The sequence below is a fragment of the Streptococcus sp. CSL10205-OR2 genome (assembly GCF_025660655.1).
Classification (GTDB): Bacteria; Bacillota; Bacilli; order Lactobacillales; family Streptococcaceae; genus Streptococcus.
In genome coordinates this window covers 1-23,944 of the sequence record NZ_JAOTIN010000018.1, presented here as the reverse complement: position 1 = coordinate 23,944, position 23,944 = coordinate 1, and the positions used below count along the sequence as shown (strand labels likewise).

Here is a 23,944-nt window from a genome sequence, read left to right as displayed (position 1 = left end):
TGGGTTTAGAAACTTTAACAACTTTAAAACAAAAATTCTCATCGCTTTGAACATTAAAAGGGAGAGAATCAATGTGATTCTCTCCCGATCTTGATGACTAGTCACCCACTACAGTTGACAATGAGCCGAAAAACCAGTAACAATTTGTTACTGGTTTTTTATTGCCAAGGATTGTAAAAACGTCCATGGTTGACAAAAAAGAGAATCAAACTCAAGCAGACAATAACGATAGCAAAGAGAATTGTCACAATGTCATTTTTTGAAAGTGGTTTATAGCTATACCAAGTTCTCTTTTTCAGCTTACCAAAGCGTCTTAATTCCATTGCTGTTGCAACCACATCAATCCGGTCTAGGGAAGAAAAAATTAAGGGCATTAAAATTTGCAAGTTCCCTTTAATACGCTCAAACAATTTAGCTTTTTTTGATAACTCTAAACCACGTGCTTCTTGCGATGTTCTAATCGTGTAAAATTCTTCTTGAACATCAGGAATATAACGTAAGGTCAAGCTAACAGCGTAGGCAATTTTATAGGGTACTCCGATCTGATTGAGACTAGAGGCAAATTGACTGGGATGTGTGGTGATTAAAAACAAGATGGCTAATGGCACTGTTGAAAAGTACTTCAAGGTGACATTAAAGAGATAAAACAATTCCTGACTAGTGAGGTAAAAGGGGCCAATCCCATCAAACAAAATCGTTTTGGCTTGGTAGATGTCTTCTCCATAAGTGGGTGCAAAGAGGTAAATCATTACAATATTTAAGACAGCAAAAAAGGTCATAAACGTAATGACAAAGGAAATACTTTTCCAAGGGATTTTAGTCTGCTTGAACAGGTATAAGGAAAAAGCTCCAATAAAGAGGATTAATCTGGTGTCGTAGGTGGTCATCGTCGCAACAGAAACTAAAACGAAAAAAACTAATTTACTAGCACCAGATAAGTCATATAAGAAAGAATCGCCTTTTTGATAACCAATTAACTGATGATTAGCCATGTCTTCCTCTTTCTTTTTGAATGTAGTAATGGGTTAAAAGAACGGGGTCACAAGTTATTTTTTCTGCTAGGTAAAATAGACTTGTTTTCTTCAAATGTGCTTGTTCTAAGATGTCAACATCCGATAAAATCTTTTCAGGAATATCATCACAAAGCACTGTTCCTTGGTTGATAACAATTGTTCGATCAGAATATTCCATCATTAGTTGCATATCATGCGTAATCATAATAATAGTGTGTCCTCTTTGGTTGAGTTCATCAAGGAAATTCATGATGTCAGTATAGTTCTTTTTATCTTGACCGGCTGTTGGTTCATCAAGAATGATGATTTCAGCACCCAAGACTAAGATAGAAGCGATAGTGACACGTTTTTTTTGTCCGAAAGAAAGTGCAGAGACTGGCCAATTGCGAAATGGGTAAAGACCACACACTTTTAGCGTGTCAAAGACTTTTTCTTTCACTTCTTCCTCAGGTAGACCTCTTAGACGTAAGCCCTGTGCCACTTCATCAAAAATCATTGGTTGACTAATCATCTGATTAGGATTTTGTAAGACATAACCAATCCGATCAGCACGCTCTTTGATAGAATCTTGAGAAATATCTTGCCCTTTAAAACTCATCTCAGCTGAAGCATCAACAAAACGACAGAGGGCTTTTGCCAAAGTTGACTTACCAGCACCATTTTGACCAACAATAGAGATACGCTCTCCTTGGAAAATAGTCAAATCAATCCCATTTAAAATAGGAGTATTTGGTGTATAGGAAAAGTTAAGATTTTTGACCTCAAGCAAGACCTCTTTGGGTTTTTCTTGATTTTTTGTTTTAATACTAGTCTGAAGAGTGATTTCTGAAAGATCTAGAGTATCTATGTGTGATAAAGACTCGATGTTTATAATATCTAAGCCCAAATCTCTAAGCACTGTGATATAAAGAGGTTCTCTGATGCCATTTTCGCTCAAGAGCCTTGTTTTTAGGATGTCATCTGGTTTTCCATCGAATAAGATTTGCCCATCATTGATTAAAATGATTTTATCAACAGAGCGATAAAGAACATCTTCTAAGCGATGTTCAATAATTATTGTCGTTGCTGAGGTGTCTTGATGAATCTGATCAATTAAATCAATCGTGTCTTGCCCTGATTTTGGATCAAGGTTGGCAAGAGGTTCATCAAATAGTAGAATTGGGCTTTCATCAACCAAGACACCAGCGAGGCTGACACGTTGTTTTTGACCACCTGATAAATCTTGTGGACGATGCTCTAATAACTGTAACAAATCTAATTTTTCTGACCAGTAGCGAATTTTAGTCTTCATTTCATCTTGCTCTAAAGCATCATTTTCTAGGGCAAAGGCAATGTCTTCTGCAACAGAAAGACCAATAAATTGACCATCGGTATCTTGCAAGACGGTTGAAATGAGTTGCGATTTTTCATAAATAGAATGCTCAAAAATGGATTGCCCATCAATCAACAAATCACCAGTATGTTCACCGTGGATATGATTAGGAATAATCCCATTAAGACATTGACCCAGGGTGGATTTTCCACTGCCTGAAGGACCAAGGATGAGGACTTTTTCACCTTTTTTGATGGTAAGATTAAGATTTTTTAAGGTTGGTTCATTTTGAGCATCATATTTGAATGAAAAGTGTTGAAATGTTATATATGGGTTCATATGATCGTTTCTCCGAGAAACTAGCAATTAATCTTTTGAAAGGCTACCAGATTTTGTTCTAGATTTTGCGTAAACGAGTAATAAGAGTGTTCCTCCAATCCCAATTGTAACGATATTAGCGATACCAGCAAATAAGCCTTGTGTGAATACTTTGTTAGCTGGCTCATTATAAATAAGGATGTCACCTAGAGGGGCAACCACTCCCCAAGCAATAATATTAACAATGATTTGAGTGATATTAAAGGTGACGATGTTTGATTTAGTGAAGATGCCTTTTTCAATAGACAGTTTATTTTTCAATAAGCCAATACCAAGTCCGACCAAACCACTTGGGATAACCCAAGCCCACCAGACACCATAGCCTGCTAACATGTCTTTAATCATATGACCAACAAAGCCGATGAAAAACCCAGCAATTGGTCCAAAAAGAACTGAGAATAAAGCCTGAACAGCGTATTGTAATGAGATAGTTGTGTTAGTGAAGATGGTAATTGGTACAAATAAACCAATGATAACAAATAAGGCAGCACCAATACCGATGGCAACGACAGTTTTAATAGAATTATTTTTCATTTTTTCTCCTTTAATTAGGGTTTATAGCTTTGATTTCAATATGCCAGTTAGGACCAACTCCCACATTATAAGCTTTTGCAAAAGAGCCTTGGTTGATAGCTAGACCAACACGGTAGAGGGAATTGATGTATAAAAGTGGTTGTCCAATCATGACATCAGCAAAAGATTTTCCGTAGGTGACTTGATTTTGGTAAACAAGCATGTCATTGTTATAAATGGTGACTTCAAAACGATCACCAAACTCAGGGGACATGGTGTAGAAGTTTTCGCGCGTGATAGAAGTCCACAAAGAACCAAATCGGACATCTAAAATGTCAACAGCACCACGAACAGCATTTGGTAGAATATCTGTTTCTACTACAGGTACTTCAACGATGGCATCCACCGATAGTTCAGGGCCAACTTCTTCAAAAGTAATGTGTCTGCTGGCTAATTTAGCACCTGTGAAGGCGTAGACATCACGACCATGAAACGTATAAGAAAATTCGGTGTTCTCGCGGCGATTTTTAACTTCTGAGATTTCCCTAACAGCTTTAATCCCAATATGCTTTTTGATATAAGATAGTGTACCATTATCAGGTGTGACGATATATTGGTTGTTGTTAGTTAAAGCGACTACACTTTTTCTTTTTGATCCGACACCAGGGTCAACAACAGAGACAAAAGTAGTCCCTTCTGGCCAGTAGTCAACGGTCTGAAAAAGACGATAAGAAGCTTCAAAAATATTATAAGGGGTAATGTCGTGGGTTAAATGATGAATGCCTAAAGTAGGTTCTTCATTTAAAGCGACTCCAATCATGGCTGATACAGCACCATCAGCTAGACCAAAGTCTGATTGTAAAACTAGTAAGTGATTACTCATATGACCTCCTTGCCGTATTGAAAATATAGTTCATTCTAACATAAAAAAGAAGTAGCGTAAATAAGCTATAGATTAGAGCCTGAGATAGTTTAAAACTATGAGTAGCTTTTTGATAGAAATGGACTAATGATTGACCAATAATTTTTTGATATGTTAAAATAAAGAAAAGAGTATATGAGGAAATGATGATGACAAAATCAGTTGCAGAGTGGGTAACTAGCTTAAATATGAAGACTCACCCAGAGGGTGGTTATTTTCGTGAAATCGAAAAATCACATGATAAAATACAAATTGATGGGAAAGAACGTTCTCTTTTCACAAGTATCTATTTTCTCCTAGAAAAAGAAAACCCATCACATTTTCATCGTTTAACGGCTGATGAAATCTGGTACTATCATGAGGGACAACCCTTAACGGTCCATATGATAACACCAGAAGGGACCTATGAAAAAGTTCTCTTGGGTAAAGACATGTCAAAAAATGAAGTCTTGCAATACCGTGTGCCAAAAGGGACCATCTTTGGTTCAACCGTCGAAGAAGGTTTTGCTCTTGTTTCTTGCATGGTATCACCAGGCTTTGAATTTGAAGACTTTGAATTATTTAGCCGTGAAGAACTGCTGGCGCAATACCCAGAATATGAAGTAATTATTAAACAATTAACAAAATAAAAAAATGGGAGGGACAAGTGTCTCTTCCATTTTTATTATATCAATATAGCAATACGATTGGCACAATGAGATTTTACTTTTGGAATAGTAAATTGGACTCAATTCCCCAAAAAATGAAAGCGTTTTATAATATAATTTAATTAGGAGGCTAATAATGCTAACCAACGAAATTGTTAAAAAATTGCCATTCTTTTCTAAGTATCATGGCTATTCATTATCAGATTTGGAGGGAGTTTTAGGAGTCTCTAAGAAAACAATTTTATCTGATATTAATAAAATCAATATCATTTTAGAGGAATTAGACATTCCTATCATCTCTCTTTACAACGATAAAATCTTTTTTCCATCCATTTCCGTGACGGATATATTTGCAAAGTTATCGCCCCATCTCAAACATTATGTTTTTCAAGACGAAAGACCATACATGATAGTTCTCTATCTGCTATTAAAGGAAGATTATATCTCAAACTTTCATCTTCAAGATGTTTTAAGAATAAGTAAAAATAGTGTGTTAAATGATTTAAAAGACTTAAAAAAAATTCTTGCTTCAAAAAAGGTGACAATCACATACAATCGAAGAAAAGGTTATTCCTTAGCAGGAACTCCTAAAGCACTGCGCATAGTTTTGGAATGGGCAATTAATGAACTGTTACAATTTAGTAGTGGCAAATGGATTATTCGTTATCTCTTTTATAGTTGTCAAAAACCATTTGACTTTGATCAAATCACCCCATTTTTTGTAAATGACACCAGCCGAAGTCAATTATTTTTTATTAGTGAGCGGGTTGAGGCGACATCTTATGTTATTTTATGTCTGAAATGGTCTTGTTTAGAAGGGAAGGTGGTGTATTCTGAGAAAGAAAAACAATTGATTAGAGAGACTGTTGTTTTTGAGTTGGCAAAACAATTTGTCGCAGAATTTCCTAACTTAAAAAGAGACTGTTATTTTATTGCGACAAGACTAATGGGATGTACTCAAGGAGATTTGGGAATATCACCTCAGCCAGAAATACTGACCATTATGGAAGCCATTATTGATACGGTGTCAGCAAAAACAGGGATTATCGTTACTAAAGATGAACAATTTAGAAAAAATTTATACTGTCATTTAGCACCAGCATATTTTCGATTATTATTTGATAATCACATTGTGAATCCTTTAAAAGAACATATTTTATCAGAATATGAGAGTTTGTTTTATTTAATTAAAAAAAGTCTCTTTCCACTTAGTGAAGCGTTAGGAAAAACGATTAGTGATGATGAAGTTGCTTATTTCACCATGCATTTTGGTGGTTATTTGGCAAGTCGTCAAACTAAGAGTAATCACCGAAAAATCGTCGCTTTAGCTGTTTGTCCAAATGGCATCAGTTCTTCTTTGATTTTAGGTTCAGAGCTAAAGATACTTTTACCAGAAATTGTTTTTAAAGACATCCATCAATTAGACCAACTTAACGAATTACAACTACAAGATTATGATGTTATTTTTTCGACAGTTTTCTTTGAAACGGATAAACCTTTGTTTGTTGTCCAGCCTTTTATGAATCCTGTTGAAAAAACAATCTTGAAGAAAACGGTTTACAATGAATTTTCCTTACACTCTTCTTTTTATTCTCAAAGTGACGACTTACTTAAAATTATTAAAAAATCCTGTCTCATTGAAGATGAAAGAGCATTAAGAGAAGATTTAGCAACCTATTTTTTATCACTTGACAAACAAGATACAACTAGTTGGGAGGGAGCATCATTGACTGATTTGTTGACAATTGACTTGATTCAAACGAAAGAAAACGTTAAGGATTGGCAGGAAGCCATCACTCTAGCGGCCGATCCACTATTAAAACAAGGCTACATTGAAGCTAGTTATATCACTGCTATGATAGATTCTGTGAAAACATTAGGTGCTTACATTGTTTTGGCACCACATGTTGCAGTACCTCATGCAGCACCAGAAAAAGGTGTTAAACGATTGGGAATGAGTTTATTGCAGTTGCAAGAACCTATTTCCTTTAATTTGGATAAAAATGATTATGATGAAGAAAGGGAGGTGCAACTGATTTTTGTTCTAGCGGCTGTTGATTCTTCTGCTCATTTAAAAGCTTTACAGCAATTGGTAATGATTTTAGATGATGAGAAAATGCTTCAAAAATTAATCGCTGCTAAAACAAGGGAAGATATTTATCAGTTACTGAAGCGATGTACGTTAAATGAAGAGGTGAAATGATGAAAATAATTACAGTTTGTGGCAATGGTATTGGTAGTAGTTTATTACTCAAAATGAAAGTGGATAAGATTGCTAAAGAACACGGTTACGATATCGATGCTGAGTCTTGTGATTCAAATGCTGCTGTTGGACGAGAAGCTGACCTATTTGTAACTGTCAAAGAATTTAAAGATATTTTTCCTAAAGAGGCTAAAGTTTGTATTGTAAGAAGCTATACCAATAAAAAGAGGATAGAAGAAGACTTATTACCTGTACTAGAAGAGATGTTATCTAAATAGGGAGGATAAGAAATGGTAATATTAGATTTTTTAAAAGATATCTTAAGTGAACCAGCTTTTTTGATGGGCTTGATTGCCTGTGCGGGACTTTTGGCTTTAAAATCACCAGCTCATAAAGTGATGACGGGGACACTTGGTCCCATTTTAGGTTATCTCATGTTATCTGCCGGTGCTGGAGTGATTGTTGCAAATCTAGATCCTTTAGCACAAATGATTGAAACTGGTTTTCATATTACTGGAGTAGTTCCAAATAATGAAGCAGTGACATCAGTCGCTCAACAAATTTTAGGTGTTGAAACCATGTCTATTTTAGTAGTTGGTTTATTATTTAATTTGATTATTGCTCGTTTAACACGTTTTAAATACATTTTTTTAACAGGTCATCATAGTTTTTTTATGGCTTGTCTATTATCAGCTGTTCTAGGTGCCTTGGATTTTGAAGGAATTTTATTAATCCTTATAGGTGGCTTTATTTTAGGTGCATGGTCAGCTATTTCTCCTGCTATTGGCCAACGTTATACTTTAAAGGTAACAGATGGTGATGAAATTGCAATGGGCCACTTTGGTAGTTTGGGTTATTATTTAGCAGCATGGATAGGTCATTTAGTTGGAAAAAATAGTCAAAGCACAGAGGATATTCAAGTGTCTGAAAAATGGAATTTTTTAAGAAACACAACGATTTCCACGGCTCTTATTATGATTATTTTCTATCTTATTTCAGCCATTGCTGCTGGAAGTGAATTTGTATCCACCATTTCAGGAGGTAAAAATCCATTCATTTTTGCCATTTTATCTGGACTACAATTTGCAGTGGGAGTTGCTATCGTCTATGCTGGTGTTCGTATGATTTTGGCTGATTTGATTCCAGCTTTTGAAGGGGTTAGTACTAAACTGATCCCAAACGCTGTTCCTGCAGTTGATTGTGCAGTCTTTTTCCCTTATGCACCAACAGCTGTCATTATCGGTTTTGCCTTTAGTTTTTTAGGTGGACTCATCGGTATGTTCATTTTAGGGGCGATTGGTGGTGTCTTAATTATTCCTGGAATGGTTCCACACTTCTTTTGTGGTGCAACAGCAGGTATTTTTGGCAATGCTACTGGAGGTCGTAAGGGTGCCATTTTAGGTTCCTTTGTCAATGGTCTATTCTTGGCATTTTTACCAGCTATGTTATTACCAGTTTTGGGTAATCTAGGGTTTAGTAATACAACTTTTGGCGATTTTGACTTTGCTGTCCTTGGTATTTTGCTTGGTCGTATGGGAGAATTTGCACAATCTATCGGCGTTTATGTGATAGTGGGTGTCTTGTTAGCTGTTTTAATTATGCCATCGTTAATGAGTAACTCTCAAGAAGCGATTAATAATCATGAGTGAGGTAAAAAAATGAAGACTGATTTTTCTGTTAAAATTTATTCAGATGGTGCTGTTTTGGAAGATATGATAGCAGATTTAAATTCTGGTCTGGTTACTGGTTTTACAACAAATCCTAGTTTAATGAAAAAAGCAGGTGTTACCGATTATCTAACATTTGCTCAAAATGTTTTAGAAGCTATTACTGAATACCCAGTTTCTTTTGAAGTTTTTGCTGATGATTTAGAAACAATGAAACGTGAAGCTAAAAAAATAGCTAGTCTGGGAGATAATGTTTATGTTAAAATTCCAATCACCAATTCAAAAGGTGACAGTACGATTCCTATTATTAAAGATTTGTCAGCTGAAGGTATTAAAGTGAATGTTACTGCGATTTTTACTTTGAATCAAGTGGAACAGGTAGTAACAGCTCTTAGTGAGAAGACACCTTCCATCGTTTCTGTTTTTGCTGGACGAGTAGCTGATACGGGTGTTGATCCAGAACCACTAATGACTTCTGCAAAAACAGTTTGTCAAACCAAAGACTCAGTTGAATTATTATGGGCAAGTCCTAGAGAAGTGTTCAACATCTACCAAGCTGATAAATTGGGTGTTGATATTATTACTTGTACACCTGGTATCATCAAAAAACTCAATTTAAAGGATAAAGATTTAGAACAATATTCACTAGAAACAGTTCAAACGTTTTTGTCTGATAGTAAGAGTCTAGGATTTTCCATTTTGTAGAGAAGATAGGCATTGTGTTTGATAGTTAGGAGGTATAATATGAAGAAACTATCACAGCGTTGGTTTTATTTGGTGATGTGTTTATCACTATTATTAGTTCTTACTGCTTGTAATACAGCAACACCAGCAAATGATGAGATGGCTACCCAGAGGACTATTGCTTATAATGAAGCAACAACACCGCACTATGATGTGGTGATGCGTAATGAAAACCCACAAATAGACGGGATGTCAGAGGATGCTGTTTGGGAGACAGTCCCAATCATATCAGGAGGTTTTCATTTTCCTTGGGATACTAAAGAAGCCCCATTAACAGAGTTTAAAGCTTTTAACGATGGCACTGATTTTTATTTTCATTTCAATGTTTTAGATCAAGACGTATTACTTGATAGTGATTGGAAAGAAGATGAAAGTACCGTCGATAATGAAGACCGTGTTGAATTATTCTTTGCTGGAGGTAGCGTTGATAAGCCAACGCCAGATGGCATGCCACTTTACTATGCAATTGAAGTTGATGCAGATGGTCGAATTCATGATTATTCTATTGAATATTATAGACATTTTGACAGTGAGTGGGACTTGGAAGGATTAGAAACCGCAGCAACAAAAACAGATAATGGTTATAGTGTAGAAGGAAAAATTCCAATTAAAACATTAGAAGACTTGAAATTGTTGAACAATAATGTCATGAAAGTTGGTGCCTATCGTGCAGAATTTTCAGATCCTGAAAAAGAAGGCGATGACCCTGTTATGGAATGGATTTCCTGGGTAGATCCTAAAACTCAAACTCCAGATTTTCACGTCAATTCTTCTTTTGGCGAATTTAGATTCTTGAAATAATAACTCAATAATAAAGCCCGCGTCATCTGACGTTGGCTTTTTTGTTATTTTAAGGAGTCAAAAGCCTATTTTAATCAATTTTTCATAGTTTTCAGTAAATGGTTGACAGAAAAAAAGCATAGTGCTATTATATTACTTAACCGGTTATTTAACTGGATAAGTATATTATGGAGGAGTTTGACAAGATAATGAAAAAAATCATTTCATATCTTTCTCTGATTATTATTACCATTACTTCTGCTATTGTTTTGGCGGCTTGTCAACAACAATCAGAAAATACTAATGATAATCACGAAGGTTTAAATATTGTTACTAGTTTTTATCCTATTTATGCCATGACAAAGGCAGTTTCTGGCGATTTAAACAATGTTAGAATGATTCAATCAGGAAATGGTATCCATTCCTTTGAACCATCACCAAATGATGTGGCGGCCATTTATGATGCGGATATCTTTATTTTCCATTCACATACCTTAGAAGCATGGGCAGGTGACATCAAGGAAAACTTAAAAGATTCTGAAGAAAAAGTATTAGAAGCTTCTGAAAAAATGACGTTAGACAAAGTCAAAGGACTTGAAGACATGGAAGCTGGTGATGGCATTGATCCAGCAACCTTATATGACCCTCATACCTGGACTGATCCAGAATTAGCCATAGAAGAAGTAGAGCATATTAAAGAAATGCTTATCTCTGCTGATCCAGATAATAAAGCAACCTACGAAAAAAATGCTGAAGCCTTTAAAAAAGAAGCACAAGAGATTACGAAGGAATATCAGAAAAAATTTGCGTCAGTCAAAAATAAAACATTTGTCACCCAACACACAGCATTTTCTTACCTAGCCAAACGCTTTGGCTTAACACAACTAGGAATAGCTGGCATTTCACCTGACCAAGAGCCACAGCCACGTCAGTTGGTTGAAATTAGAGAATTTATCAAAGACAATAATGTCAAAACGATTTTTGTTGAGGCAAATGTTTCTCAAAAAATTGCTGAGACAGTTGCCAACTCAACAGGTGCAGAACTAAAAACTCTTAGTCCACTTGAAGCAGACCCAGAAAATGATAAAACTTATTTGGAAAACATCAAAGAAAATTTAGAAATACTCTATCAAGAGTTAAGTAAATAGGAGGCAATATGAAAAAGAAATATATTATCAGTTCAGCTGCAGCAGCCGTTTTATTAGCTGTTGGTGTTGGAGCTTATCAAATAAACCAAAACCAAGAAGTTCCTAAAAATGATAATAAAGTTGCGTACGTTGATGGTGGTAAGAAACAATCTAAAACATCAACAAAATCAGAAAACAAAACGCAAGAACAAATCAATGAAGAAGAAGGCATTTCTGCTGAACAAATCGTGGTTAAAATTACTGATGATGGCTATGTGACTTCTCATGGTGATCACTATCACTACTACAATGGTAAGGTTCCTTTTAATTCACTTATCAGTGAAGACCTTATCATGAATGATCCAAACTATGTCTTTAGTCAAGACGATGTGGTTAATGAGGTTGCTGATGGTTATATCATTAAAGTGAATGGTAATTATTACCTTTATCTAAAAGAAGGCAGCAAGCGCGAAAACGTTCGTACTAAAGCACAAATTGAAGAACAAAAAGAAAAAGGGACCTTAGAAGCTGCTCAAAAAGGCAATAAATCATCTAAATCAAATAAAAAGCAATCACAAGTTAGCCAAAAGAGTGATGGCCGTTATAGAACGGATGATGGTTATGTCTTTAGTCCAACTGATGTGATTGAAGATACAGGTGATGGCTTTATTGTGCCACATGGCAATCATTTCCATTTTATTCCTAAAAAAGATTTATCACCTAGTGAGTTAGCACAAGCACAAGCTTACTGGAATAACAAAAAAGGAAGTGCACCACAAACTACCCAAAAAGGGAATGTAGCACAAAGTACTGGTAGCCATTCAACAGCTTCAACACAATCTTCTCATACGACAAATCAAGGAACAAGTCAAGGGACTAGAAGCCAACACTCATCGCAACACTCTAGTCAATCACAAGCATCACAACATTCAACACAAAACTCAGCACAACACTCATCGCAACACTCTAACGCATCACAACAAACACAGCAACCTCAAAAACAAGAAGAGACTATTGCCGACTTACTCAAACAACTTTATGCACTGCCTATTAAGCATCGACATCAGGAAAGTGATGGTTTAGTCTATGACCCTCAAACCATTTATAGTTGGACAGACAGTGGTGTTGCAGTTCCTCATGGTGATCACTATCATTTTATTCCTTATTCTCAAATGAGTCCGTTAGAAGAAAAGATTACTAGGTTGTTGAAAGATAACAAGCAATCTCAAGGAAATCCTCAATCGATTGAAGATCACCATCATGAGGGAGAAAATCATCACCATGATGAAGCAGATCATCATCACGAGGGAGAAAATCATCACCATGATGAAGCAGATCATCATCATGAGGATGAAAACCATCATCATGATGAAGCAGATCATCATCATGAAGGAGAAGACCACAGTAATGATGCAAAAGAAGCTACTGAGTCTGGTGAACAAAGTAACAAAGACATTCTTGATAAGATTGTTGGTGGACTTTCAGGTTTTTCATGGGATGATAGTGAGGATGAAGATGATGTAGACAACGAAGCTACTAATGAAGACTCTACTGATGACCAAGCTACAAATAACGAAACAGCTGATGACCAAACGGCTAATCCTCAAACATCTGAAAATGATAACACTCAAAAAGAGATGAGAGAAGTTGGTCGTCATTTGGTACCAAAAGACGCTGTTTTAGATGAAAATTATGACTATAAGGGTTGGACAGCGCAAGAAATTTATGAAGCTATTCAAGGAAAAGCTATCATTGATCCAGAAGATATGCTTTATGGCATAACGCTTGCAACTGAGTACAAAGACGGAGTATTTATTATTCCTCATATTGACCATTATCATTATGTTCAATTAAAATGGATTGATGAAGAACCAGAAATCTTTGAAGTAAGCGATAAAACCTATAGCTTAAATGCCTATTTAGCGACAGCTAAGTATTATATGGAAAACCCTGACAAACGCCCTAAAAAAGCTGGATGGGGTGAAGACGCAGATATTCATAAAGGAAATACTGACAAACATGATGAAACAGACCATCACCATCACGAAGGTGAAGACCATCATCACGATGAAGCAGGTCACCATCATGAAGGCGAAGACCATCACCACCACCATGAGGGTGAAGAAAGTCATCCAGTAACACCTGAATCAGAGCGTGAAGGAAAACCAAATTCACAAATTGTCTACTCAGCTAAAGAAGTAGCAGAAGCTAAAAAAGCAGGCAAATACGCTACGTCAGATGGTTATATCTTTGATGCCAAAGATATTATTAGAGATGCAGGTGAAGCTTACATCACACCACACATGGACCACGAACACTGGATTCCTAAAAAAGATTTATCTGAGGCTGAACGTAAAGCTGCAGAAGAATTCTTGGCTAGCCGTCAAAACACTTCAGAGTCAACAAATAATGAAACAACACCTGAAAACAATAATGCTACGGCAAATGATTCACAACTTATCTCTGCTAGTGAGTTAGATGCTACTGGCTTAAAAGCAACAGACGTTTTCGCAAAAGTTCTTCCTGAAAAAATTGTTCCAATAGACAAGATTAAGGGCAATATGTATCATGCGGTAAGATACGTTGATGGGCAATTGATCATTCCTCATTTAGATCATTACCATAATGTTCGTCTCAGTTGGTTAGACCAAGGCTCTCTTTTATCAGATGGTTACAGTATCAAAGAACTATTGGCAACGATTAAATACTATATGGCACACCCAGAAGAAGCTCCTAAAGAAGATGGTTGGGGAACTGATGCTAAAGAAGACACAGAAAGTCATATCGGTATCTGGGATAATAACTATGGTATTGGTGAAGAACCAGATGATAGCAATTCTGAAACAACTGAAACTGAAGAAGTTGAAGAGGAAGAAGAATGGGTAGAAGAGGAAGATCCATTTGATGCACAAATGAGAGTTGAAGGAGAACGTCATGGTTTAAGTGGTGATGACTACTTTAACAAATTATTCAAACTAGCAAGCCGTTATAGTGTTGCAGTGGATAAAATGTCATATGCTGCACCAGGACAAGTAACCGTTGCTAAAAAAGATGGCACAACAGTTATCGTTGATCTTGCTACTTTAGAAGAAGTAACACCATAATTTTAAAAAAAACTGGGATTTTTCCCAGTTTTTATTTTGTTAATGACCAGTGACAACATGATTTTGAATCGCTTTGCAGAAATTTCATCTTATATCAATATGTTATAATTAAGAAAAGAAGCATCTCTATCATAAGAAAGTTGTGATAAGGTAGCCAGCAATCATTACAGGAGGTTAATAATGTCCCATCAAGATTATATTGAGCAAGGGTTAAATGGTATAGCGCCTCTTAAGTTAATTCTTTGTGGAGAGGTTGATGAAAATGAAACAGAAAAAGTAGGAGTTGTTTCAGTTGTTTTTGCTACTAAGGATAAGAAGCGAGCAAAAGAAAAATTAGAAGAATTGTCAACATCTCACCCGGAAAAATATTATATGGTCTATAGTGTGCCCTTGGATAGTGATTTAACAATGTTAAATCACTACCCATCTATTGCCATTTCTAAAACAGATTTATCTTAAACACAAAAAACCACCAATTTGGTGGTTTTCTTTTTAATGTTTTAGTCAAGTACTAATCGTTTTTCTAGATAATTTTGGAAACGTTCAAATAAGACACATAAAGACCAATAAATAAATGCCACTAAAATATACATACTCATGTAATCCCACTCACGACCACCAACAATTCTAGCATTTTGAAAGATGTCAGGGACTGTTATCATGGCAGCAAGAGATGAGCTTTTAATCATATCAACAACTACATTTCCAAGAGGAGGAATCGCTACCCGAATAGCTTGAGGTAGAATCACTTTTCGAACAATAATTCGTTGAGGTAATCCCAAAGCACGAGCTGCCTCCCATTGACCAGCATCAATGGCTGCAATGGAAGAACGAAAGATTTCTGAAATATAGGCTGAACTGACTGTGCTAAAACCAATATAGGCACAAAGAAGAGCAGGTAGCTGAATGCCAAAATAGGGTAGGGCAAAATAGAGCATAAAGAGAACAACAATCATTGGGACACCGCGCATGATTGATACATAAGCTTGCACAAGTGTCTGTAGAAAAACAGATTTTGATCGTCTCATCAAAGCTAAAAAGAGTCCTAGTGTTAATCCAGTGACAAAGCTAAGGCCTGCAATTCCTAGAGTATAGGGCAGTCCAGTCAAGACAAAACCAAAATTATCAATCATCAATTTAAAATTAATAAAAGACATTTATTTCTCCTTATTGTATTTCAAATGATGTGATGTTTATGATTATTCAACGTCAGAAACATCAATTTTTTCAAAATCATAGTCTTTTTCTTTTGAAACATCTTCTCCAGCAAAGAATTGCTCAGATAATTTAGTTAATGTACCATCTTGACGCATGTCTTCTAAGGCTTCATTCATTTTAGCTTGAAGAGTTGTATTATCTAATTTAAGAGCAAAGTTAGCCTCTGAAGGATTGTAGTAAAGACCTTCTAATACTTTTACAGGGATATCAGGTAATGCTTTTGTTGCCATTGTTTGGAGGTAGAAGTCATTTAGAATAACATCTGTACGACCATTGGCAACGTCTTGAAGGTAAACATCATTGGTCACATTATCATAGATAACCAATTCAGCACCAAATTTTTTAGCTACTTTCATATAAGAAGTTGTAGAAGCACCTGCAGCTTTTTTACCTTTTAAATCTTCTAGCGTTTTGATTCCTGAATCGTCAGATTTACGAACAACCATTGATGAGAAAGAATATTTATGAGTTGTTGTGTAGAGGAATTTTTCTGCGTTTTTGCTATCTTTTTCAATGGAATAACCAGCGACATCAATTTGTCCACTATCAATGGCAGCAAGCATACCATCAACGTTCATTTCAACAAATTCAACATCTAGGTCTAAACGTTTAGCAATTTCTCTAATAATTTCAACATCATAACCTGTTAATTCATTGTCATCATTATGATAAGATTGGGGGAAGAGAGTTCCTGATGTAGCAACTTTTAAAGTACCAGATTCTTGGATTTTTTCCCACTTAGCATCTGCTTGTGAGCTAGCATCAGACTCTTTAGAGTTACTAGAACCACATGCTACCAACAAAATTGCGGCAACAAGAACAACAAGAAGGGAGTAGATTTTTTTAGCCATAAGACCGTCCTTTATAAATTTATTATGCATTAATGCATTTACTGATTTATTTTACACTTTATAAGCACATTTATCAAACATAAAAACTGCTTTTTTTGGTTTTATAAAAATTGTTGATTTTTTTCAAACATTTCTGCAATAGAGAGTAACAAATCTTCTCGTCCTTTAGCAGCAGTTAATTGAATCCCTATGGCCAATTTATCTTCATTACGATAGACAGGGAGACTAATACTAGGTTGTCCTGTCATGTTGGCTTGCTGAGTGAAGGGGGTGAGATCTAAACTGTTTGCAAACATCTCCCAAACCAGTTCTTTTTGTTCATCTAATGAAACATGTTCACTATTTTCTAGACGAATCAATTGTTGTTTCGATAATAGTAATTGCTCATGTTTAGGTGCCACATCAGCTGTTGTTGGCGATAATAGCACATCATACTCTTGGTGGAACAAAGCCATGAGTCGACTGTATTGATCCCACTGAGAAATGGCTTTTGTGTAGTCTTTAGCAGCAATATTTTGGCCCATTTGGTAAAGGGCCCAAGACATGACTTCCATATCATCTGTTGTCAAAGGGCGTTTTAAAAAATGTTCAATTCTATCAAACATGGCAGCAGTTTCAACAGAAGTGATTAAATAATAAGTCTGCATGGCTTCAATGCCATCAATAACAGGTTTATCTATAAGTGTGACGTAATGACCTTCTTGTTCTAGAAAAGCAATAGCCTTTTTCACTGCTTGTTTGGCATCCTCTGAGACAAGTCCTCCAATAGGTGAGTCAAGTTGAACAGCAATTTTCAATGGTTTCTTGCTTTTTTTTTGGAAATCCTCCTTAGTCAGTGTTGGTAAAGGAAATGGACTTTCGATCTGGTAAACTTGCAAGCCTTGTAGCAAGTTTTTGGTGTCTCTGACGGTCTTAGTGAGAGCAAATTGAACAGAAGCGCCTTGCCAACCACGATAGGAACTAGGACCAACAGGAATACGACCTCTTGTGGGTTTTAAGCCGATGAGACCATTAAAAGAAGCAGGAATTCTGATAGAACCACCACCATCACTGGCAGGCGCTAAAGGAGAGATACCTGCTGCCACTAAAGCTGCAGCCCCTCCAGAAGAACCACCTGCATTTCTTGAGAGGTCATCAGGCAAATTAACACTACCATGAAGGGCACTATCTGAAATATTTTTAAAACCAAACTCGGGGGTGTTAGTTCGCCCAAGAATTATAAAACCGAGTTCTTCAAGTTTTTGTACATAATAATCAGAAGCTGTAGCACGGTAGTCTTTGAAAAGTTTAGAGCCAGATGTTGACGGTTCTCCTTTTTGTTCTTGTCCTAAATCCTTTAAAAAGATAGGAACACCAGCAAATAATTTACCGGAAAAATCTCGTGTCTTGGCTTCATGTAAAGCTTTTTCAAAGCGTTCATTGGTTATGGCATTTAACTTAGGATTAATACTTTTGGTTTTTTGAATAGCTTTTTTCACTAATTCTAAAGGACTGACTTCTTTAGAATGAACGTTTTGTGCCATTTGTGTTGCATCCATCATGATTTTCCTTCTTTCTAGTCGATTCTTATGAGTCGTTATATCAATTTTATTATAAAAGAAAGCCAAGGAAGATGCAAAGAGATTAATCAGTTTTCTATCTTTCTTAAAATCTTTGACAATTATATCGCACCTCGATATAATATAGATAGAAGTACGATATAAAATACTATTAAGGAGGTAGGATGATGGATGAACGTCTTAAACGAATTTATTTACCAATGACAGAAACGGGATTCTATATCCTTTACTGTCTGCAAGAAGAAAGACATGGTTATAATATTACACAAATGGTTAGAGAAATGACCAATGATGAGGTGATTATTAGTGCAGGCACCATGTATGGTAGTTTATCGAAAATGGAAAGTGATGGGCTTATCGCTTTTTCAAGAGCCCAAGGCAAACGAAAACTCTATCAGATGACGCCTTTAGGCCTAGAGATTTTGCAGATAGAGATGAAACGAATTGAGAGAATGTATCATAATATAAAAGGAGAGAATAACCATGACAATTTAAAAAATGCATCGCTTTTTTTCGATGGTTGATTTTTTAGAAGAAGAAAGCTTTTTAGAAAAACAACATCAAAATGGTTGGCGTTTTGTTGAGATTAAGGGACTTAATACTTATGTGTTTGAAGAAACAAGACAAGAAGACTATGTCTATCAATTGGATATCTTAGAAGAAACCAGTGATGAAGAAACTTACATCGCTATGTGTCAAGATTATGGCTGGGAGTATGTTTTTAAGTATAATCATTGGTACTATTTTAGAAAACCTAAAAAAGATAATGATGGTGATTTGACCTTATTTAGTGATACGACTTCAAAATTAAATCGCGCGAAAAAAAGCATCAAATTTCCAACCCTCTATGGTCTTGTTTTGCTCTTCTTAGTTTTTGCTATTTTTGTAAAGACAGGCTTTCAAACCTGGGCTGATAAATTTCTCTTGATGGTCTGCATCCTAGCCTTAGTGATTGTAGGAACACAATTATTGAAATATCGACAATTGGTTAAGAAGATTAAAGAAGGTTAATATAGTGTAAAGGAATCTCAATTTAGTGGTGATGTTATTAATACAGAAATTTATGGAGCAATTAAATGAAAAAAATAGAGATTTTTGAAGAAGTCGTTCGCTATTTGAGAGAAGATTCGTCGACGAAAAAGGATATTAAGGGCGCTAATCCAGACGATTACCGTTCTTTGATTTCTGATGAGATGTCTGAAGATGATTTTCTCTATCTCATGCATTCTTATATCGCGAGTTTTGGTGTTTTGAGTCATGTCTACTTTGGACCCAAAAAAGTAGAACCTAATGGTTTTAGGCTTCGTCGGGTTGATGATGTCTTATACGTTTTATCAGCAAATAAAGACACCAACCTCCAAAAAGGTGATGCCATTGTTGCTATAGAAGATATACCAATTGCTACTTATTACAACAAGCACCGTTCCTTTTTTATCAGTCCAACACCCGAACGACAATTTATGGACTGGGCTATCCTTATCACTAGGGCTAGCCATGTGACTGTTAAAAGAGATGGTCAACCTCACAAGATTTTAGTTGAAAAAACAAAACTGCCAGTAGCTGAGACAGCTTTTGAATGGAAGCTATTGACTGATGTTATTGTTTATCTAAAAATGGAAAACTTTTATGATGAATCAGCCATTAGTCAGCTGTTTAAAGATAGTCAATCAGCCATTGAACAGGCTAAAGCACTGATTATTGATGTTAGAATCAATCATGGTGGCACGGATTCCTTATATTTTCCTTTGCTGAAATATGCTCTACCAGAAGGAAAACAATTAACTGATATTCATTTTGATGATGATCAAATGGAAATCTTGTATACCAAGCGTAATGTTGCCTTAAGACTGGCACAATTTGAAGAGATTTTAGAATAAGAAACAACCACTGATGAGACAAGACGACTGATTGAAAGTCTTAAAAAAGAATTAATACGCCATCAAAATGATGGTTTTGTCCTTTTTAACGATGATACCGTTTTTCCTGAAATGACTGGTTTAAAATGGCCAGAAAAGATTTTTATTTTAAGTGATGTTTATTGTGCTTCTTCGGGTGATAACTTTGTTCAGATGATGAAAAAATTCCCAAAAGTCACTGTTCTTGGTCGACCAACCATGGGGATTTTGGATTACTCTAATGTTTGTAGGGCTTTCCTAGGTGACTATCAATTGGTATTTCCCACTTCAAGAAGTTTAGCCATCGATTCTGGTCAAGGGATGACAGATAAAGGGGTTGAACCAGATATTTTAATCCCTTTTACCCCTCAACATCTTTTTCAAGATATTGACCTAGAAAATTGTTTGAAATTGTTTAAATAAACATTTAAATCCTCAAAAAATAAGATTTTAATATTTTTTGTTTGTAACCGTTTTAATTAGCATAAAAATAGCTTTTAATCTTGTATAATTACTGTACAGTTTTAAGACAAAGTGCTAGAATACGGTTGAGAAAGGAGAAAAACAAACAAATTAATTATCAATTATTTTTATAACTTATTACACAATTTTAATAAAATCTTATTTTAAGTAAGAGGAGGATAGAACACATGAAAACATCTAGTCATTCAAGGCCTAGCGGTCTTCATAAATCTTTATTTAAAAACTGTCTTATTGGTTTAGTCACTATTTTAGTTGGTCTAATCGTTTCTGCTTTTTCACCAAGTGCAACAATCATCGGTTCACCGATGATTGTTCATGCTGAAACAACATTTGAACAATTTTCACTTGACGATACAACCTTATCAATTGGAGAGTCAACAACTCTTCACATCACTTTTACTGACAAAGTTGTTGGTCTAGACCTATCTGACTTTAAAACGATGGGCGTTTCTCTCAATAATCTTTCTTCTGTTGATGGCGGAAAGACCTGGACAGTAAATGTTGTTCCTAACTATAATTATAGCGGGGAAGGGAAAATTACGTTATTGTCTGGTAGCTATTTTAATGGTGCTGATGGTAGCCAAGGAAGTAGTAACCTCGTCCAGTTTGTTGTTGACACGATAGCACCCCTTGCACCTACTTTCTCTTTTGAAGATCCAGGAGCTGACGGTGTTTATAACACGGCAGAAGTTGGTCCTGACGGCACTATTACTGCAACGGTTAAAGTCCCAACTGGTACAGAAGTTGGTGATATTTTGATAATTGATGGTGAGTCTTATACAATTACTCAAGATATTATTGCAAATGGTCAAGAAGTAGAAGTGGCTCCATATACTACCCGTTCTGCCTACATCATTGATAAAGCAGGCAATGAAGGACAAGTAGCGGTAGATACAGCTTTTCCATATGACACTTCACGACCAAATAATTCGACCACACAACTAATGATTAACGATGTTACAATGGATAATATCGTGACTAGTAAAGAAGCTCAAGCAGATATTGTGATTACTGGTCAAGCTAGTGGCGTATTTATGGCAGGTGATTACATTTCTCTTACTATCAATGATGTTTATTACCAAGGTCAAGTGGACGCTCAAGGAAACTTTAGTATCCCCGTTAAAGGTTCTGATTTAGTAGCAGATAGCGATAAAACAATTGATGCTTACTTGAATGCTACTAATACAGTTGGCAATCAAGGAACGATTACAGCCACCAAAGAGTATAAGCTAGCTCCAATACCAGAAGCACCAATGGTAACTCATGAAGATCCGGGAGCTGATGGTGTATACAGTCAAGACGAAGTAGGCTCAGATGGCACCGTAACCGTAACTGTTAAAGTACCTACAGGTACAGCAGTTGGTGATATGTTAACCATTGACGGTAAAGACTATGAGGTGACACAATCTCTTCTAGATAAGGGTCAAATGTTAGAAGTTAAACCGGGAGCATCTGTAACAGCCTTTATCACAAATACCTTTGGAGAAGTAGGTTCAATGGCTACTGTTAAGGTACCGGGCCAGTTTAAGATTCCAAGCAACGCTCCAAGTTATGACCTACCAGTTTCTGACTTTGTACCAGAAACCAAGGTACCAGATAATGCTCCAAGTTATGACTTGCCTAAAGGTGAAATTACCGATGAGAAGAAACCAGAAGTAAAAGATAAACCAAAGTCAGACCAAAAAAATAAAGAGCAAAAGACTGAGAAAAAAACACTTCCTAAAACTGGTGATAAGACAAATAACCAGTCTGTCATTACAGGATTATTATTAGTCATTATGGTTACTTTAGGAATGATGACTGTTAAAAAAAGAGAATACTAAGTTTGTCATTATGATGAATTTTAAAGAACGATAAGACAAGCCATCAAAAGATTTAGGAATTTCTTTTTTCCTAAATCTTTTTGAGTTTTCTGCCAAGTGTTTTCACTTATGTTAATCAAAGAGTTTCTAATAAGAGAATTATTTCACTAAAACAATTGAAAAAATAGGGATAAAAAGGTAGTATAGTAAAGGATACTTAAAGAAGGAGTTGAAATGATAATGAAACAAATAAGATTTGATTATTCAAAAATGATAGATCAATTTATTGACCAAGAAGAACTTGACATCATGCAACCTTATGTCACTGTAGCAGACCAATTATTACGCGAAGGGAAAGGTCCTGGTTCAGATTTTCTCGGTTGGATTGATCTTCCAGAAAACTATGATAAAGAAGAATTTGACCGCATTCAAAAAGCAGCTAAAAAAATCCAATCAGATAGTGACGTTTTAGTGGTGATTGGTATTGGTGGTTCTTATCTGGGAGCGCGTGCTGTGATTGATTTTCTAAGCTCTTCTTTTGTTAATCTCCAATCAAAAGAAGAAAGAAAAGCACCACAAATTCTGTATGCAGGAAATTCTATTTCTGCTAATTATTTAGCAGATTTGGTTGACTACGTCTCTGATAAAGATTTCTCAGTCAATGTTATCTCAAAATCTGGAACAACAACTGAACCTGCTATTGCTTTTCGTGTCTTCAAAGAACTTTTGATTAAAAAATATGGTAAAGAAGAAGCCAACAAACGTATCTATGCAACAACTGACCGTATTAAAGGGGCAGTTAAAGTGGAAGCCGATGCTAATAACTGGGAAACATTTGTTGTGCCAGACAATGTTGGCGGTCGTTTTTCTGTTTTAACAGCAGTTGGCTTGTTACCGATTGCTGCAAGTGGTGCTGATATTAAAGCTTTGATGGATGGTGCCAACAAAGCCCGTCTTGACTTTTCTTCAGATAAATTGACAGAAAATGAAGCCTATCAATATGCTGCTGTCAGAAATATTTTGTACAGAAAAGGCTATATTACTGAAATTTTAGCTAACTATGAGCCGTCTCTCCAATATTTTGCAGAATGGTGGAAACAATTAGCTGGTGAGTCTGAAGGTAAAGACAATAAAGGGATTTACCCTTCATCTGCTAATTTCTCAACGGATCTTCACTCTCTTGGTCAATACATTCAAGAAGGTTACCGTAACTTGTTTGAAACCGTTATTCGTGTTGAGAAACCACGTCGTAATGTGATTATTCCGGAACTCTCTGAAGATCTAGATGGTCTTGGTTACCTGCAAGGAAAAGACGTTGACTTTGTTAACAAAAAGGCAACTGATGGTGTACTTCTTGCCCACACAGATGGCGGTGTGCCAAACATGTACATTACTCTTCCTCAACAAGACGAATTGACACTTGGTTATCTTATCTACTTCTTTGAGTTAGCGATTGGGTTATCAGGCTATCTTAATGGTGTTAATCCATTTGACCAACCAGGAGTAGAAGCCTACAAGAAAAATATGTTTGCTTTGTTAGGCAAACCTGGTTTTGAAGAACTTGGTGAAGCCTTGAATGCTCGTTTATAAAAATATAAAAAGCCCAGTTGTAAAATGAAGTGCAACAAAAAAGACATATTCATCTGTTATACTAAAGTCGCAAAACACAGTATAAAGGAAAGATGAACATGTCCATTAACTATTCTACCACAAAACACCCTTATTG

General features: G+C 35.8%; 20 protein-coding genes and 3 pseudogenes. 16 read left to right on the top strand and 7 right to left on the bottom strand.

Annotated features, from left to right (window positions below):
- Nucleotides 1-158: 158 nt before the first annotated feature.
- The 4 genes from N7659_RS07715 to N7659_RS07700 are packed head-to-tail and all read right to left on the bottom strand — an operon-like array spanning nt 159 to nt 4,099.
- Nucleotides 159-992, bottom strand: coding sequence for an energy-coupling factor transporter transmembrane component T family protein (locus tag N7659_RS07715; RefSeq protein WP_263276575.1), 834 nt, complete (start codon nt 990-992; stop codon nt 159-161).
- Nucleotides 985-2,664, bottom strand: coding sequence for an ABC transporter ATP-binding protein (locus tag N7659_RS07710; RefSeq protein WP_263276574.1), 1,680 nt, complete (start codon nt 2,662-2,664; stop codon nt 985-987). Before N7659_RS07710 ends, N7659_RS07715 begins: the two co-directional genes overlap by 8 nt.
- Nucleotides 2,665-2,691: 27 nt before the next feature.
- Nucleotides 2,692-3,237, bottom strand: a complete 546-nt coding sequence (locus tag N7659_RS07705; RefSeq protein ID WP_263276573.1) for an ECF-type riboflavin transporter substrate-binding protein — start codon at nt 3,235-3,237, stop codon at nt 2,692-2,694.
- Between the two features lie 10 nt (nt 3,238-3,247).
- A complete protein-coding gene (locus N7659_RS07700) occupies nt 3,248-4,099 on the bottom strand; it encodes an S-adenosyl-l-methionine hydroxide adenosyltransferase family protein (protein ID WP_263276571.1) in 852 nt (283 codons plus the stop codon).
- Between the two features lie 182 nt (nt 4,100-4,281).
- On the opposite strand from N7659_RS07700, the gene N7659_RS07695 reads away from it, so the two are divergent.
- From N7659_RS07695 to N7659_RS07655, 11 genes and pseudogenes are all read left to right on the top strand, one after another.
- The gene (locus tag N7659_RS07695; protein ID WP_263276570.1) at nt 4,282-4,767 is read left to right on the top strand and encodes a cupin domain-containing protein; all 486 of its coding nucleotides are present in this window, start codon (nt 4,282-4,284) and stop codon (nt 4,765-4,767) included.
- Nucleotides 4,768-4,921: 154 nt separating this feature from the next.
- Nucleotides 4,922-6,988: a BglG family transcription antiterminator gene (locus N7659_RS07690; protein WP_263276569.1), complete on the top strand. Its 2,067-nt coding sequence runs from the start codon at nt 4,922-4,924 to the stop codon at nt 6,986-6,988.
- Nucleotides 6,985-7,266: a PTS sugar transporter subunit IIB gene (locus N7659_RS07685; RefSeq protein ID WP_263276568.1), complete on the top strand. Its 282-nt coding sequence runs from the start codon at nt 6,985-6,987 to the stop codon at nt 7,264-7,266. The genes N7659_RS07690 and N7659_RS07685 overlap by 4 nt, the downstream gene beginning before the upstream one ends.
- 12 nt (nt 7,267-7,278) lie before the next feature.
- Nucleotides 7,279-8,637 carry a PTS ascorbate transporter subunit IIC gene (locus N7659_RS07680; protein ID WP_263276566.1) on the top strand — a complete coding sequence of 453 codons (1,359 nt, stop codon included), beginning with the start codon at nt 7,279-7,281 and terminating at the stop codon, nt 8,635-8,637.
- A 9-nt stretch (nt 8,638-8,646) separates the two neighbouring features.
- The gene (locus N7659_RS07675; RefSeq protein WP_263276565.1) at nt 8,647-9,360 is read left to right on the top strand and encodes a transaldolase; all 714 of its coding nucleotides are present in this window, start codon (nt 8,647-8,649) and stop codon (nt 9,358-9,360) included.
- A 39-nt stretch (nt 9,361-9,399) separates the two neighbouring features.
- On the top strand, nt 9,400-10,200 hold the full coding sequence (locus tag N7659_RS07670) for a carbohydrate-binding family 9-like protein (protein ID WP_263276564.1): 801 nt from the start codon (nt 9,400-9,402) through the stop codon (nt 10,198-10,200).
- Nucleotides 10,201-10,388: 188 nt separating this feature from the next.
- Nucleotides 10,389-11,327 (top strand): metal ABC transporter solute-binding protein, Zn/Mn family, encoded by a 939-nt coding sequence (locus tag N7659_RS07665; protein WP_263276563.1) that lies wholly within the window; start codon nt 10,389-10,391, stop codon nt 11,325-11,327.
- A gap of 8 nt (nt 11,328-11,335) precedes the next feature.
- Nucleotides 11,336-12,503 (top strand): annotated as a pseudogene (locus N7659_RS08250) (pneumococcal-type histidine triad protein); the annotation flags it as partial.
- Nucleotides 12,504-13,009: 506 nt separating this feature from the next.
- Nucleotides 13,010-13,309: pseudogene (locus N7659_RS08245) on the top strand (histidine triad protein); the annotation flags it as partial.
- Nucleotides 13,301-14,410 carry a pneumococcal-type histidine triad protein gene (locus N7659_RS08240; RefSeq protein ID WP_411575304.1) on the top strand — a complete coding sequence of 370 codons (1,110 nt, stop codon included), beginning with the start codon at nt 13,301-13,303 and terminating at the stop codon, nt 14,408-14,410. The pseudogene N7659_RS08245 and the gene N7659_RS08240, both read left to right, overlap by 9 nt.
- Before the next feature lie 180 nt (nt 14,411-14,590).
- On the top strand, nt 14,591-14,869 hold the full coding sequence (locus tag N7659_RS07655) for a hypothetical protein (RefSeq protein ID WP_263276562.1): 279 nt from the start codon (nt 14,591-14,593) through the stop codon (nt 14,867-14,869).
- 41 nt (nt 14,870-14,910) lie between these two features.
- On the opposite strand, the gene N7659_RS07650 is transcribed toward N7659_RS07655, so the two are convergent.
- The 3 genes from N7659_RS07650 to N7659_RS07640 form a co-directional block, all read right to left on the bottom strand.
- Nucleotides 14,911-15,567 carry an amino acid ABC transporter permease gene (locus N7659_RS07650; protein ID WP_263276561.1) on the bottom strand — a complete coding sequence of 219 codons (657 nt, stop codon included), beginning with the start codon at nt 15,565-15,567 and terminating at the stop codon, nt 14,911-14,913.
- Between the two features lie 42 nt (nt 15,568-15,609).
- The gene (locus tag N7659_RS07645; protein WP_263276560.1) at nt 15,610-16,479 is read right to left on the bottom strand and encodes a transporter substrate-binding domain-containing protein; all 870 of its coding nucleotides are present in this window, start codon (nt 16,477-16,479) and stop codon (nt 15,610-15,612) included.
- A gap of 101 nt (nt 16,480-16,580) precedes the next feature.
- Nucleotides 16,581-18,017 (bottom strand): amidase, encoded by a 1,437-nt coding sequence (locus tag N7659_RS07640; RefSeq protein ID WP_263276577.1) that lies wholly within the window; start codon nt 18,015-18,017, stop codon nt 16,581-16,583.
- 188 nt (nt 18,018-18,205) lie between these two features.
- Between N7659_RS07640 and N7659_RS07635 the strand changes: the two genes are divergently transcribed.
- The 5 genes and pseudogenes from N7659_RS07635 (at nt 18,206) to N7659_RS07610 (ending at nt 23,808) form a co-directional block, all read left to right on the top strand.
- Entirely contained in the window at nt 18,206-18,562 is a 357-nt protein-coding gene (locus tag N7659_RS07635) for a PadR family transcriptional regulator (protein ID WP_263276576.1), read from the top strand.
- The gene (locus N7659_RS07630; protein WP_263276559.1) at nt 18,555-19,049 is read left to right on the top strand and encodes a DUF2812 domain-containing protein; all 495 of its coding nucleotides are present in this window, start codon (nt 18,555-18,557) and stop codon (nt 19,047-19,049) included. The genes N7659_RS07635 and N7659_RS07630 overlap by 8 nt, the downstream gene beginning before the upstream one ends.
- A gap of 65 nt (nt 19,050-19,114) precedes the next feature.
- Nucleotides 19,115-20,356, top strand: a pseudogene (locus N7659_RS08170) (S41 family peptidase).
- Nucleotides 20,357-20,583: 227 nt separating this feature from the next.
- Nucleotides 20,584-22,239, top strand: coding sequence for an Ig-like domain-containing protein (locus tag N7659_RS07615; protein ID WP_263276556.1), 1,656 nt, complete (start codon nt 20,584-20,586; stop codon nt 22,237-22,239).
- Nucleotides 22,240-22,458: 219 nt separating this feature from the next.
- Complete coding sequence (locus N7659_RS07610; protein WP_263276555.1) at nt 22,459-23,808, top strand: glucose-6-phosphate isomerase; 1,350 nt, start codon at nt 22,459-22,461, stop codon at nt 23,806-23,808.
- Nucleotides 23,809-23,944 lie beyond the last annotated feature (136 nt).

Bases quoted from the DNA above. Each gene is read 5' to 3' on its own strand.
- N7659_RS07630 (WP_263276559.1), top strand. From the start codon at position 18,555: ATGGTTGATTTTTTAGAAGAAGAAAGCTTTTTAGAAAAACAACATCAA.
- N7659_RS07690 (WP_263276569.1), top strand. From the start codon at position 4,922: ATGCTAACCAACGAAATTGTTAAAAAATTGCCATTCTTTTCTAAGTAT.
- N7659_RS07705 (WP_263276573.1), bottom strand. From the start codon at position 3,237: ATGAAAAATAATTCTATTAAAACTGTCGTTGCCATCGGTATTGGTGCT.
- N7659_RS07635 (WP_263276576.1), top strand. From the start codon at position 18,206: ATGGATGAACGTCTTAAACGAATTTATTTACCAATGACAGAAACGGGA.
- N7659_RS07680 (WP_263276566.1), top strand. From the start codon at position 7,279: ATGGTAATATTAGATTTTTTAAAAGATATCTTAAGTGAACCAGCTTTT.
- N7659_RS07715 (WP_263276575.1), bottom strand. From the start codon at position 992: ATGGCTAATCATCAGTTAATTGGTTATCAAAAAGGCGATTCTTTCTTA.
- N7659_RS07675 (WP_263276565.1), top strand. From the start codon at position 8,647: ATGAAGACTGATTTTTCTGTTAAAATTTATTCAGATGGTGCTGTTTTG.
- N7659_RS07645 (WP_263276560.1), bottom strand. From the start codon at position 16,479: ATGGCTAAAAAAATCTACTCCCTTCTTGTTGTTCTTGTTGCCGCAATT.
- N7659_RS07615 (WP_263276556.1), top strand. From the start codon at position 20,584: ATGAAAACATCTAGTCATTCAAGGCCTAGCGGTCTTCATAAATCTTTA.
- N7659_RS07610 (WP_263276555.1), top strand. From the start codon at position 22,459: ATGAAACAAATAAGATTTGATTATTCAAAAATGATAGATCAATTTATT.
- N7659_RS07695 (WP_263276570.1), top strand. From the start codon at position 4,282: ATGATGATGACAAAATCAGTTGCAGAGTGGGTAACTAGCTTAAATATG.
- N7659_RS07655 (WP_263276562.1), top strand. From the start codon at position 14,591: ATGTCCCATCAAGATTATATTGAGCAAGGGTTAAATGGTATAGCGCCT.
- N7659_RS07710 (WP_263276574.1), bottom strand. From the start codon at position 2,664: ATGAACCCATATATAACATTTCAACACTTTTCATTCAAATATGATGCT.
- N7659_RS07640 (WP_263276577.1), bottom strand. From the start codon at position 18,017: ATGGATGCAACACAAATGGCACAAAACGTTCATTCTAAAGAAGTCAGT.
- N7659_RS07670 (WP_263276564.1), top strand. From the start codon at position 9,400: ATGAAGAAACTATCACAGCGTTGGTTTTATTTGGTGATGTGTTTATCA.
- N7659_RS07650 (WP_263276561.1), bottom strand. From the start codon at position 15,567: ATGTCTTTTATTAATTTTAAATTGATGATTGATAATTTTGGTTTTGTC.
- N7659_RS07685 (WP_263276568.1), top strand. From the start codon at position 6,985: ATGATGAAAATAATTACAGTTTGTGGCAATGGTATTGGTAGTAGTTTA.
- N7659_RS07700 (WP_263276571.1), bottom strand. From the start codon at position 4,099: ATGAGTAATCACTTACTAGTTTTACAATCAGACTTTGGTCTAGCTGAT.
- N7659_RS07665 (WP_263276563.1), top strand. From the start codon at position 10,389: ATGAAAAAAATCATTTCATATCTTTCTCTGATTATTATTACCATTACT.